This is a genomic window from Cellulomonas palmilytica (assembly GCF_021590045.1).
GTDB lineage: Bacteria > Actinomycetota > Actinomycetes > Actinomycetales > Cellulomonadaceae > Cellulomonas > Cellulomonas palmilytica.
In genome coordinates, this window is sequence record NZ_CP062221.1 from 577,926 (window position 1) to 590,460 (window position 12,535).

The 12,535-nt window shown below is 74.2% G+C and carries 10 protein-coding genes; 4 read left to right on the forward strand and 6 right to left on the reverse strand.

The features are described from left to right. Nucleotides 1-122 precede the first annotated feature (122 nt). Complete coding sequence (locus F1D97_RS02860) at nucleotides 123-2,270, reverse strand: cytochrome c oxidase assembly protein (protein WP_236122229.1); 2,148 nt, start codon at nucleotides 2,268-2,270, stop codon at nucleotides 123-125. Nucleotides 2,271-2,495: 225 nt separating this feature from the next. Here F1D97_RS02860 and F1D97_RS02865 point away from each other — a divergent pair, with 225 nt between their 5' ends. From F1D97_RS02865 to F1D97_RS02875, 3 genes are all read left to right on the forward strand, one after another. After that, a complete protein-coding gene (locus F1D97_RS02865) occupies nucleotides 2,496-4,319 on the forward strand; it encodes an MDR family MFS transporter (protein ID WP_236122230.1) in 1,824 nt (607 codons plus the stop codon). Between the two features lie 67 nt (nucleotides 4,320-4,386). Next, a complete protein-coding gene (locus F1D97_RS17405; protein WP_263008797.1) occupies nucleotides 4,387-4,932 on the forward strand; it encodes a QcrA and Rieske domain-containing protein in 546 nt (181 codons plus the stop codon). Nucleotides 4,933-4,948: 16 nt separating this feature from the next. Next, nucleotides 4,949-5,362 (forward strand): hypothetical protein, encoded by a 414-nt coding sequence (locus F1D97_RS02875; RefSeq protein WP_236122231.1) that lies wholly within the window; start codon nucleotides 4,949-4,951, stop codon nucleotides 5,360-5,362. A gap of 37 nt (nucleotides 5,363-5,399) precedes the next feature. On the opposite strand, the gene F1D97_RS02880 is transcribed toward F1D97_RS02875, so the two are convergent. The 5 genes from F1D97_RS02880 to F1D97_RS02900 all read right to left on the reverse strand — a co-directional run bounded on the left by F1D97_RS02880 (nucleotide 5,400) and on the right by F1D97_RS02900 (nucleotide 12,008). Beyond that, nucleotides 5,400-6,968 (reverse strand): dihydrolipoamide acetyltransferase family protein, encoded by a 1,569-nt coding sequence (locus F1D97_RS02880; protein ID WP_236122232.1) that lies wholly within the window; start codon nucleotides 6,966-6,968, stop codon nucleotides 5,400-5,402. Between the two features lie 31 nt (nucleotides 6,969-6,999). Continuing rightward, nucleotides 7,000-8,160, reverse strand: coding sequence for an alpha-ketoacid dehydrogenase subunit beta (locus tag F1D97_RS02885; RefSeq protein ID WP_236122233.1), 1,161 nt, complete (start codon nucleotides 8,158-8,160; stop codon nucleotides 7,000-7,002). Then, the gene (pdhA, locus tag F1D97_RS02890; protein ID WP_236123463.1) at nucleotides 8,157-9,302 is read right to left on the reverse strand and encodes a pyruvate dehydrogenase (acetyl-transferring) E1 component subunit alpha; all 1,146 of its coding nucleotides are present in this window, start codon (nucleotides 9,300-9,302) and stop codon (nucleotides 8,157-8,159) included. The genes F1D97_RS02885 and pdhA overlap by 4 nt, the downstream gene beginning before the upstream one ends. 418 nt (nucleotides 9,303-9,720) lie before the next feature. Then, nucleotides 9,721-10,788 (reverse strand): histidinol-phosphate transaminase, encoded by a 1,068-nt coding sequence (hisC, locus tag F1D97_RS02895; RefSeq protein ID WP_236122234.1) that lies wholly within the window; start codon nucleotides 10,786-10,788, stop codon nucleotides 9,721-9,723. 89 nt (nucleotides 10,789-10,877) lie between these two features. After that, nucleotides 10,878-12,008 (reverse strand): endo-1,4-beta-xylanase, encoded by a 1,131-nt coding sequence (locus F1D97_RS02900; RefSeq protein WP_236122235.1) that lies wholly within the window; start codon nucleotides 12,006-12,008, stop codon nucleotides 10,878-10,880. Between the two features lie 113 nt (nucleotides 12,009-12,121). Here F1D97_RS02900 and F1D97_RS02905 point away from each other — a divergent pair, with 113 nt between their 5' ends. Then, nucleotides 12,122-12,505, forward strand: a complete 384-nt coding sequence (locus F1D97_RS02905; protein WP_236122236.1) for a phage holin family protein — start codon at nucleotides 12,122-12,124, stop codon at nucleotides 12,503-12,505. Nucleotides 12,506-12,535 lie beyond the last annotated feature (30 nt).

A 12,535-nucleotide genomic window follows, 5' to 3' on the forward strand; every position in this document is an offset into this window, starting at 1 on the left:
CGCGAACCGTGCGTAGACTAGGGCCCCACAGAGAGCCCCGGGATTCACGGCGTACCCACCACGGTGAGGGAAACCCCCCGGGGCCTTGTGCTGTCCGGCCCCTTCTCCTGGCTCCTCGGGGGTCAGGCTTCGGGGTGGTTGCGGGTGTCCAGGGACTGGAGCATCGCGTTGTAGGCGTCGAGCTCGGGGTCGTCGTCGCGGGTGCGGCGGTCGCGCTGGCGGGCGCGGCGGTCGTCGTCGCGGGACCACGCCAGGGCCACGCCGACGGCGAGCGCGAGCGTCGGGAGCTCGCCGATGCCCCAGGTGATCGCCCCGCCGGTCTGCTGGTCGGAGATCGCGGACGCGCCCCACGGGCGGCCGAGCAGGCCGAACCAGTCGGCGACGAGCAGCGACTCGCTCGACACCAGGGAGACCCCGAAGAACGCGTGGAACGCCATGGTCGCGAACAGCGTGAGCAGCCGCTGCGGGTAGCCGAGGCGGCGCGGGCCGGGGTCGATGCCGACGAGCGAGTTGACGAACAGGTACCCGGCGAGCGTGAAGTGCACGACCATGAACAGGTGCCCGACGCTGCTGCGCAGCGACCACTCGAACAGCCCCGTGTAGTAGAAGAGCAGCATCGAGACGACGAAGTTCACGGCCGCGACCACGGGGTGCGCGAAGAACTGGCCGACGCGGCTGTGCACGAGCACGAGCAGCCACTCGCGTGGGCCGCGGGACACGTCGCCCGACAGTGCCGCGGAGCGCACGGGCAGGGCGCGCAGCGCGAGGGTCACCGGCGCGGACAGCGCGACGAAGACGGGCACGACCATCGCGAGCACCATGTGCTGCACCATGTGCGCGCTGAACAGCACGTGCCCGTACGTGGCCGGCCCGCCGTTCGTCGTCCAGAAGAACAGCACGAGCCCGGCGGTCCAGGACGCGGTGCGCGGCCACGGCCACGCGTCGCCGCGGCGGCGCAGGCGGCGCACCCAGCGCCAGTACACGACGATCCCGGCCGCGGCCGCGAACGCGAGCAGCAGGTCCCAGCGCCACTCGGTGAACCATCGCACGAGCGTCGGCTCGGGCGGCAGCGGGTGGCCGGTGACCTGGTAAGCGGGCGTGGGGGCGGCCGGCGGCTCCTCGGGCACGGGGGGCGAGCTCGACGCGAGCGCGACCGCGACGCCGGACACCGCACCCATGACGACGAGCTCGACGAGCACGAGCCGCCAGAACAGCCCGGTCGCCCCCAGCCGGCCCGTCGCGTCCCCCGGCGGACCAGACGGGCGGGACGAGCCCGACGAGCCCGACGAGGCCGACGAGGCCGACGAGGCCGACGACGACCCTTCGGTGCGGGCCGCGAGCGCGCGCACGGTCCGACGACGGTGCAGCAGCCCGAGGCCGGCCAGCGCGGCGAGCAGCGCGACCTTGGCGAGCAGCAGCACGCCGTACCGGCTGTCGAGCCCCGCGAGCGACCCGATGCGCAGCCACCCGCTGACCAGCCCGGACACGGCGACGGCCGCGACGCACCAGCCGGCGATCACGGAGTAGCGCGCCACCGCGGGGGCCAGGTCCCGCCCGACGACGCGCACGAGCACCGCGAGCGCGGCGAGCGCCCCGATCCACACGGCGGCGCCGACGAGGTGCACGAACAGCGCGGACGTCGCGAGGTCGTGCCCCGCGGCGCCGGCGGCGTGCCCGAGCTGCGCGAGCTGCCACAGCGCGACGACGGCGAGCAGCAGGGTCCAGGCCGCGCCCGTGGGTGTGCGCACGACCATGGCGAGCGCGGTGGTCACGGCGGCGAGGACGACGACGGTCCCGAGCGTGCGCCCGAGCTCGATCTGCGTGGCGAACAGCCACAGCTCGTCGCCGAACTGCGGGTCGGTGGGCGAGGTCCCGGCGACGTTGGCGTAGGTCAGGACGAGCTGCGCGGTCGCGGCGAGCGTCCAGCCGCCCGCGGCCCACGCGGCGACGAGCAGGCTGCGCGGGTACGCGGTGCCGTCGGCGGCGGGTCCGCCGCGCGCGGGTCGCCGGGCGCCGGCGGCGCGTTCCCCGCGCCGGGGCAGGACGGCGACCGCGAGGACGAGCGCGCCGATCGTCGTCGCCGCGAGCACCTCCCCGAGCGTCTCGGCGACGGGCAGCCCCCAGCGCACGACGGGCCCGGGGTCGAGCACGAGCGCGGGCAGCGCGGCCCCGGAGAACCACACGCCGACGACGACCGTGACGACGGCCACGACGACGAGCGTCGAGACCCGCCAGGGCCCGGGACGCCGGGTCGGGGTGGTGGCGGTCATCCGCGCACACCCCGGGACACGTCGTCGGCGCACAGCACGCGTCCAGCATCCCCCACCGCGCGCGGGCGTCCGACCGGCGAGACACGTGCTGTGACCGGGAACACATCCATGGACGCACATTGTTGGTGACGTGCACGTGCTCGGGACGCGATCGTCCTCCCGAGGACGTCGGCGACTCCAGACGCCGTGCGCACCGTCCGCCGGTCCCTCCGCGAACGAGGTCAGATGACGCAGCCAGGCACCCAGCAGACCGACAGCCCACCGCAGGGTGCACCGCCGGCAGGTCCCGGCGAGGACCGCGGGGTCCAGCCGCCCACGCACCGGGAGATCGTCGCGATCCTCGGCGGGCTGATGATCGGCATGTTCCTGGCGGCCCTCGACCAGACGATCGTCGCGACGTCGATGCGGACCATCGGCGACGACCTGCAGGGACTGTCGCTGCAGGCGTGGGTCACCACCGCGTACCTGCTCACCGCGACGATCTCCACGCCGCTGTACGGCAAGCTCTCCGACGTCTACGGCCGCAAGCCGTTCTACCTCGCCGCGATCAGCATCTTCGTCGTGGGGTCGCTGCTGTCCGGCACGGCCGACTCGATGTACCAGCTCGCGCTGTACCGCGGCGTGCAGGGCCTGGGTGCGGGCGGGCTGATGTCGCTCGCGATCACGATCCTCGGGGACCTGGTCCCGCCGCGTGAGCGCGCCCGCTACCAGGCGTACTTCCTCGCCGTGTTCGGCACGTCGTCGGTGCTCGGGCCGGTGATCGGCGGGTTCTTCGCGGGCGCCGACGAGATCCTCGGCATCGCCGGGTGGCGGTGGGTGTTCCTCGTGAACGTCCCGCTCGGCGTCCTCGGGCTCGTCGTGGTCACGCGGGTCCTGCACCTGCCGCCGGTGCGCCGCGTGGAGCACCGCATCGACTGGCCCGGTGCGCTCGCGCTCGTCGTCGCGCTGGTCCCGCTGCTCGTCGTCGCCGAGCAGGGCCGCTCCTGGGGCTGGACGTCACCGCGGGCCGTCACCGCGTACGTCGTCGGCGCCGTGGGGCTCGTCGCGTTCTGGCTGTGCGAGCGGCGCGCCGGGGCGGACGCGATCCTCCCGCTGCGCCTGTTCCGCCTGCGGGTGTTCTCGGTCGGCGCGGCGGCCAACGTGGTGATCGGCCTGGCGATGTTCGGCGGGCTCGCCGTCCTGCCGCTGTACCTGCAGATCGTGCGCGGGCAGTCGCCCACGCAAGCCGGTCTGACCCTCGTCCCGTTCACGGTCGGGATCATGTCCGGGTCCGTGATCGCGGGGCAGACGACGTCCCGCACCGGCCGGTACAAGATCTTCCCCGTCCTGGGGACGGTCCTGATGGTCGTCGGCTGCCTGACGTTCGCGACGCTCGACGTGGACACCCCGTTCGCCTGGATCTTCGCGTTCTCCGTGGTGTTCGGGCTGGGCCTGGGCTTCACGATGCAGCCGCTGGTGCTCGCGGTGCAGAACGCCGTCCCCGTGCAGGACATGGGCGTCGCGACGTCGTCGTCGCTGTTCTTCCGGCAGATGGGCGGCACGCTCGGCACCGCGCTGTTCCTGTCCGTGCTGTTCTCCACGGTCGTGCCGAACATCTCGAAGGCGTTCGCGAGCGCCGCCACGACACCCGAGCTGCAGGCCGCGCTCGCCGACCCGGCCGTGCGCGCCGACCCCGCGAACGCGGACGTCGTCGCGCTGCTCGAGACCGGCGGCACGGGTGGCCTCGGCATCGACGACTCGTCGTTCATCTCCGCGCTCGACCCGCGCCTGGCGCGGCCCATCCTCGAGGGCTTCGCCCAGTCGATCGACCTGGTCCTGCTGCTCGCCGGCATCGTGATGGTCGCGGGCGTGGTGCTGACGGTCCTGATCCCCGAGCTGCCGCTGCGCACGGTCTCCGGCATCCAGGGCCGCCTGGCCGACGACGCGGCGGCCGACCGAGCCGCGGCCGACCAGGCGGCGGTGGACGAGGCGGCGGTGGACGAGGCGGAACGGTTCACCGACGGACCAGCACGCGTGACGACCCCGACGAGGCACAGCCTCGACCACTAGCGTCGCAGCACGGCCGTCCGGCCGTGCCGTGGGACGACGAGCCAGACCGACCACCCGGAGGCACGCCATGACCAGCACGACGACACGAACCCCGGTCGGCACGACCGCGCCCGACCTCGACGCCCCGACGAGCCACGACCATCGCGGCTGCGCGGGCTGTCTCGACCGCCGCCAGCTCCTGCGCGGGGCGGGAGGCGTGACGCTGGCCGCGGCGGGCGCCGTGGTGCTCGCCGCGTGCGGCGGGTCCGGCAGCGGCGACGGCACGACGACCGACGGTGCCGGACCGGGCGCCGGACCGGGCGCCGAGCCGGGCGCCGGCGACGGCGCGCTCGCGCAGGTCACGGACGTCCCGGTCGGCGGCGCGCTCCTGGTCGAGGCCGACGGCACCAAGATCCTGCTGGTCCAGGAGACCGCGGGCACCATCACGGCGCTCAGCGCGATCTGCACGCACCAGGGCTGCACGGTCCAGCCCGCCGACACCGAGCTGCACTGCCCGTGCCACGGCTCGACGTTCCAGCTGGACGGGACGCCGGTGTCCGGCCCCGCCGAGGAACCGCTCCCGGCGGCCGAGGTGCACGTCGAGGACGGCGCGGTCTTCTTCGGGGCGGCGTGACGTGGCCGCCGACGGCGTGACCGGAGGCACTGGGCGGCGCCCGGTGGCGTGGCTCTGGCGGGTGATCACCGCGCTGGCCGTGGCCATCTCGGGCGGCGTGCACCTGTACCTCGTGGGGTCGCAGGGCTACGGCGGCGGGACGGGCAACTGGCTCGAGACCGCGTTCTGGCTGCAGGGCTTCGGCGGGATCGCGCTCGCGGTGCTCGTCCTCGTGTGGCGCTCGCCGCTGCCGCTGCTGGGCGCGATCGGCTACGGGCTGTCGACGTTCGCGGGCTTCCTGCTCGCGGTGTACCTGCCCGACGGGCTGTTCGGCGTGCAGTCGATCTGGGGCGGCTGGCCCGAGACGGTCTCAGCGGTCACCGAGGTGCTCGCGGTGCTCGCGGGCGCCGCGGCGCTCGTCGTGGAACGCCGGGCCCCGGCCACGGCCTGACGCGACGGGGCACGACGGCCGGGCCGAGGACCGTCGGTCAGCCCCAGACGAGGCCCTGCGCCGGGTCGGCCAGCACCGCCGCGACGTCCGCGAGCACGCGCGAGCCGAGCTCCCCGTCGACGAGCCGGTGGTCGAAGCTCAGCGCGAGCTGCGTGACCGAGCGGACCTTGATCTTGCCCTTGTGCACCCACGGCTGGTCACGGATCGCGCCGAACGCGAGGATCGCCGCCTCGCCGGGGTTGAGGATCGGCGTGCCCGTGTCGATGCCGAACACCCCGACGTTGGTGATGGTGATCGTGCCGTCGGCCATGTCCGCGGGGCTCGTCCGACCCGCGCGCGCGGTCGTCGCGAGCTCGCCGATCGCCGCCGCGAGCTCGTGCAGGCCGAGCCGGTGCGCGTCCTTGACGTTCGGCACGACGAGCCCGCGCGGCGTGGCCGCCGCGATCCCGAGGTTCACGTAGTGCTTGTAGACGATCTCCTGCGCGGCCTCGTCCCAGCTCGCGTTGATCTCCGGGTGGCGACGGACCGCGAGCAGGAGCGCCTTGGCGGCGACGAGCAGCGGCGTGACGCGCACGTCGGCGAACTCCTTGTCGCCGCGCAGCTTCTCGACGAGCTTCATGGTGCGCGTGACGTCGACCGTGTGGAACACCGTGACGTGCGGGGCCGTGAACGCCGAGGTGACCATGGCCTCCGCGGTGCGCTTGCGCACCGACTTCACGGGGACGCGTGTCTGCCGACCGTCGGACGAGACGGTGCCGGACGCGAGCCACGGCTGGTCGTCGCCCGGGTAGGTCGCGAGGGTGCGGGCCTCGGCCTGCGCGGCGTGCGCGAGCACGTCCTCGCGCGTGACGATCCCGCCGGGGCCCGTGGGGGTCAGCGAGTCGAGGTCGACGCCGAGCTCGCGCGCGAGCTTGCGCACGGGCGGCTTGGCCAGGGCGTGCGTGGGGCGTGCGGGCGTGGTCGCCGGGGTGGCACCGGCCTCGCCGCGCGGGCGCCGCGCCGAGCCGCCCTCCGCGAGGCCGTACCCGACGAGCACGGACTCGCGCGCGGCCTCGACCGCGGCGGCCGGCGCAGCCGACGTCACGGGGGCGCCAGCGGGGTCAGCGGCGGGGGCAGCCGCCGGAGCGGCCGCGGCGGCCGCGCGCTCGGCCGCGGCGCGGGACTCGCGCGCGGCCTCGATCTCCTCGGCACCGCCCGGCTCGACCCCGCTGTGCCGCACGCCGCCGCCGACGTGCCGGACCGCACCGGTCGTCGTCGCGGGCTCGTCGGACCCGCCGGTCGCGGCGTCCCCGGACGCACCCTCGTCGGACCCGCGCTCGTCGGACCCGCGCTCGTCGGAACCCGCGGGCGCCGTGCCGTCCGGGTCGGTGTCGATCTCGATGATCGGCGTGCCCACGTCGACCGTCGTGCCGGTCTCGACCAGCAGCCGCGTCACCACACCGGCCCACGGGCTCGGCAGGTCGACGAGCGACTTCGCGGTCTCGATCTCGACGATCGTCTGGTTGACCTCGACCCGGTCGCCCACGGCGACGAGCCACGTGACGATCTCGGCCTCGGTGAGGCCCTCGCCCGCGTCGGGCAGGGGGAACTGCTGGTACGTCGGCACGTCAGGTCTCCTGGGTCAGAACGCGAGCGGGTCAGAACGCGAGCGCGCGGTCCACGGCGTCGAGCACGCGGTCCAGGCCGGGCAGGTAGTCGTGCTCGATCTTCGCGACGGGGTAGGGCGTCGCGAACCCGCCGACGCGCAGCACGGGCGCCTCGAGGTGGAAGAAGCAGTCCTCGGTGATGCGGGCCGCGACCTCGGCACCGCTGCCGTACGTCACGGGGGCCTCGTGCACGACGACGCAGCGGCCCGTGCGGCGCACGGACTCGGCGACGGTCGCGGTGTCGAGCGGCGACAGCGTGCGCAGGTCGACCACCTCGATGCTCGTGCCCTCCGCGGCGGCGGCCTCGGCGGCCTTGACGGCGGTCGCGACGGTCGGGCCGTACGCGACGAGCGTGACGTCGGTGCCGGTGCGCACCACGCGCGCGGAGTCCATGCCGGTCGCGGTCGAGCCGTGCGGCGCGGGGGCGGCGGCGTCGAGGTCGACGTCGCCCTTCTCCCAGTAGCGGCCCTTCGGCTCGAAGAACAGCACCGGGTCGGGCGAGGTGATGGCCTGCTGGATCAGCGCGTACGCCTCGGCGGGGCTCGACGGCGTGACCACGCGCAGACCCGCGGTGTGCGCGAACAGCACCTCCGGGGACTCGCTGTGGTGCTCGACCGCGCCGATGCCGCCGCCGTAGGGCACGCGGATGACGACGGGCAGCTGCAGCGCGCCCTTCGAGCGGTAGTGCATCTTCGCGAGCTGCGTCGTGATCTGGTCGTACGCGGGGAAGATGAAGCCGTCGAACTGGATCTCGACGACGGGCCGGTAGCCGCGCATCGCGAGCCCGATCGCGGTCCCGACGATGCCCGACTCGGCGAGCGGGGTGTCGACCACGCGGTCCTCGCCGAACTCGGCCTGCAGCCCGTCGGTCACGCGGAACACGCCGCCGAGCCGCCCGATGTCCTCGCCCATGAGCAGGACCTTCGGGTCGTCGGCCAGCGCGCGGCGCAGGCCGAGCGTGATCGCCTTGGCGAACGTGAGGCGCTGGGTCCCGGTGGGGGACGGCGGCACGTCCGACGAGGCCGCGCGTGCGGACGCGGTGGCATCGGGGGCGGGGCTGGCGGCGGCAGGCGCCGCGGCCGCGGCCGGGTGACGCCCCACCGTCGCGTGGTTCCGCTGCGCGGCCATCGCGTCGAAGATCGTCGTCGTCATCGGTGGCTCCCCTCACGGGCGTCCAGGAACGAGGACTCGTACTTCTCGAACCACGCACGGTCAGCCTCGACGCCGGCGTGCGGGGTCGCGTAGACGTGCTCGAACATCGACGCCGACGACGGGTGGCCCATGGCCCGCACCTGCGTGCGCAGGCGCTCGCCGAACGCGTCGGCCTCGGCCTGCAACGCGTCGACGAACTCCGCCGGCAGCGCGCCGCGCGACTCGAGGTAGGTGCGCAGGCGGTCGATCGGGTCGCGGCGGCGCCAGTGCTCCTCCTGCTCGGAGGTGCGGTAGCGCGACGGGTCGTCGGACGTGGTGTGCGCGCCCATGCGGTACGTGAACGCCTCGACGAACGTGGGGCCGCCGCCGCTGCGCGCGCGCTCGAGCGCCTGCGCGGTCACGGCGTAGCTCGCGAGCACGTCGTTGCCGTCGACCCGCACCGCGGGGATGCCGAAGCCGGGCGCGCGCGCCGCGATCGGGGCGGCGGCCTGGCGCGTGGTCGGCTCGGAGATCGCCCACTGGTTGTTCTGGCAGAACAGGACGACGGGCGCGTCGTTCACCGCGGCGAACACGAGCGCCTCGCTCACGTCACCCTGCGAGGTCGCGCCGTCGCCGAAGTACGCGACGACCGCGGTGTCACGCTCGTCGTCGCCGGTCCCGACGAGTCCGTCGCGCTGGACGCCCATCGCGTAGCCCGTCGCGTGCAGCGTGTGCGAGCCGATCACGAGCGTGTACAGGTGGAAGCCGTGCGCGACCGGGTCCCACCCGCCGTGGTCGACGCCGCGGAACAGCCGCAGCACCTGCGCGAGCTCGACGCCCCGCACGTGCGCGACACCGTGCTCGCGGTAGCTGGGGAAGACGTGGTCCTGCGGCTTGAGCGCGTGGCCGGAGCCGATCTGCGCGGCCTCCTGGCCGAGCGCCTGCGCGAACAGCGCGAGCTCGCCCTGGCGCTGCAGCGCGGTGGCCTCGGTGTCGAACCGGCGGGTCAGCACCATGTCGCGGTACATCGCGCGCAGGTCGTCGTCGGACAGGTGCGCGACGTACCGGTCGTACTCGGGGTTCTCGACGCGCTCGCCCGCGGGGGTGAGCAGCTGGACGAGCCCCTCGTCGGCGAGCGGTCCGCCCTCGACGGCGGGCAGCACGCCCGGCGTCGGCTCAGGGTTCGAGAAGGTGTTCGACGACGTGCTCGGCAAGGTGCTCGACGACGTGCTCGGCGGGGTGGTGCTCGGCGAGGAAAGGGCCGCGGCCCGTCCGTCCGTGGTGGGGACGGGGGCCGCGGCCGGCCCGCCGGGGGTGACGGCGGGAGTCTGCGGGGTGATGGCTGCGGGTACGGAGGGGGTGGCTGCCGTGGCGTGCGGGAGGCCGGACTCGCTCACGCGGTTCTCCTTCGCGTGCGGCGGCCGTGGGCCGCTCCGGGACGTCGGTGAAGGGCCGTTCGCCCAACCTACGTCACCGTAGCCTACGCATCCGTAGGTTCCAGGCAACCCGTGCGACAACGATCCGCCGCCCGACTTGTCGCGACCCCACAGGCCGCCCGCGAACCCGCAGGCGGAGCCCCGCTCAGCGTGCGAGCCACTCCGCGGTGGCCGCGAGCAGGAGGTCCGTGGCCTCGCGCTCACCCACGCTCACGCGCACGCCGTCACCCGCGAACGGCCGCACGATCACGCCCGCGCGCGAGCACAGCTCGGCGAGCGCGCCGGCCTGCTCACCGACCGGGAGCCACACGAAGTTGGCCTGCGAGTCGGGCACCGTCCAGCCCTGCCCGCGCAGGCCGTCGAGCATGCGCGCGCGCTCCTTGACGATCGACTCGACCCGGTCCAGCAGCTCGTCGCGGGCCCGCAGCGACGCGAGCGCGGCGAGCTGCGCGACGTGCGAGACCCCGAACGGCGTGGACGCGGCGCGGATCCCCGCGGCGTGCTTGGGCCGCGCGACCGCGTACCCCACGCGCAGGCCCGCCAGGCCGTACGCCTTGGAGAACGTGCGCAGCAGCACCACGTTGCGCCGCGCCTCGAACACCGCGAGGCCGTCGGCGGCCTGCGGGTCGCGCACGAACTCCACGTACGCCTCGTCGAGCACGACGAGCACGTGCTCGGGCACCGCGTCGAGGAACGCCTCGAGCTCGTCGGCGCGCACCGCCGGCCCGGTCGGGTTGTTGGGCGTGCACACGAGCACGACGCGCGTGCGGTCGGTGACCGCGGCCGCGAGCGCGGGCAGGTCGAGCCGCCCGTCGTCAGCCACCGGGACCGGTACGCCCACGGCGCCCGCGAGCGTCACCGCGATCGGGTAGGCCTCGAACGAGCGCCACGGCAGCACGACCTCGTCGCCCGCCTCGCAGAACGCGGTGAGCACGTGCCCGAGCACCGCGACCGACCCGCAGCCCATGACGACCGACTCCGCCGGCACGCCCAGGTCCGCGGCGACCGCCTCGGTCAGCTCGGTCGCGTACATGTCGGGGTAGCGGTTCACGTCGACCGCCGCGTCCGCGATCGCGGCCATCACGGACGGCAGCGGCGGGAACGGGTTCTCGTTCGACGACAGCTTGTACGCCGCCGCGCCGACCGGGGACCGCGCCCCGGGGACGTAGGCGGGCAGCTCGGCCAGGGCACGGCGCAGCACGGGGCGACTCACGGCCCCCAGGATGCCACCGACAGGGCGGCCGCCCGTCCCGCGTCCGCCCGACGCACCGCGGGCCGGTCGCCCGGCCCGCGGCGGCGAGGTCAGGCGGTGCGCCCGGGGCGGCCCTTGCCGACCGCCTCGACCAGGGAGTCGAACGCGGGCTTCGTCTCGTAGTCCGCGTCCCACAGCAGCGCGTCGCCGAACCCCTCGAACCACATCGGGATCCACGAGTACCGGTCGGTCACGCCCCACACGGTCAGGCCGAGGCAGCCCTCGACCGCGAGGCACGCGGTCGCGACGCTCGCGTAGTCCTCGGCCTGCTGCGCGAGGGCCTCCTCGCTCGCCGGGGTCTCGACCCGGATGTCGAGCTCGGTGACCCGCACGGTCAGCCCGAGGTCGACGAACCGCTGGATGTTCTTCTGCAGGTCGTCCGGCAGCTTGCCCGCGGTGAGGTGCCCCTGGATGCCGAGGCAGTGGATCGGCACGTCGTCGGCGAGCAGGTCCTCGACCAGCGCGTACACGCCGTCGGACTTCGCGTTGATCCCCTCGATGTCGTAGTCGTTGTAGCAGAGCTGCGCGTCGGGGTCGGCCTCGTGCGCGACGCGGAACGCGTCGGCGATGTAGCCGTCGCCGAGCGTCTGCTGGAACGGCGAGTCGGAGCGCCGCGAGCCGTCCTCGTCGATCGCCTCGTTGACGACGTCCCACGCGAACGCCTGCCCCTTGAAGTGCTCGGCCTGCGTGCGGACGTGGTCCTCCATCGCCTCCTGCATCGCGTCGGCGTCGAGCGACTTGACCCACGCGGGGAGCTGGGAGTGCCACACGAGCGTGTGGCCGTACAGCTTCTTGCCCGTGGTGCGCGCGTACTCCGCCAGACGGTCGCCCTCGGCGAAGTCCCACGCGTCGTCGGCGGCCTCCGTGGTCTCCCACTTCATGACGTTCTCGGCGACGACGAGCGAGGCGTGCTTGTCGACGATCTCGCGGTACTCGGGCTCGTCGAGCCGCTCGGTCGCGACCGCGAAGCCGATGTCGAGCGCGCTGCCGCCGGCGATCTCGGCGAGCACCGGGTCGAGCGGGGCCTGGACGGGCGCGGACGAGGTGTCCGGGCCGGGGGCGGGGTCGCCGTCGTCGCCGCTGCACGCGGCGAGCGGGAGGGCGAGCAGGAGCGGCAGCAGCGCGGCGGCGCGGCGGAACCGGACCGGGCGTGCGGGGCGCGGGGACACGGCGGGCGACATCGACTCTCCGATCGGACTTTCGGCGTCGTCGCCGAAACTGCGCCGGATGCTAGCGCGCGAACCCGTGCGCCGTCACCGCCCGAACCGTTGGTGCGACCTGGCACGATCGGCGCATGGCCTTCCTGCTGCGCGTGCTCATCAACGGCGTCGCCATCTGGCTCGCGACGCTGGTCCTGTCCGGGCTCGACATCGTCGGCGCCGACACCACCGCCCAGAAGATCGGCATCATCGCGCTCATCGCGCTCGTCTTCGGCGTCGTCAACGCCGTCGTCAAGCCGATCGTGAAGGTGCTGTCGATCCCGCTGTACATCCTCACGCTGGGGCTGTTCACGCTCGTCGTCAACGCGCTCATGCTGCTGCTCACCGAGTGGATCACCGAGTTCACCGAGTGGGGGCTGCGCATCGACGGGTTCTGGTGGGCCGTCGCCGGCGCGTTCGTGATCTCGATCGTGTCGTTCGCGCTCTCGCTCGTGATCCCGGAGAGCCGCCGCCGCTGAGCCCCGCCTCCTCCGTCCAGGCAGGTCCGT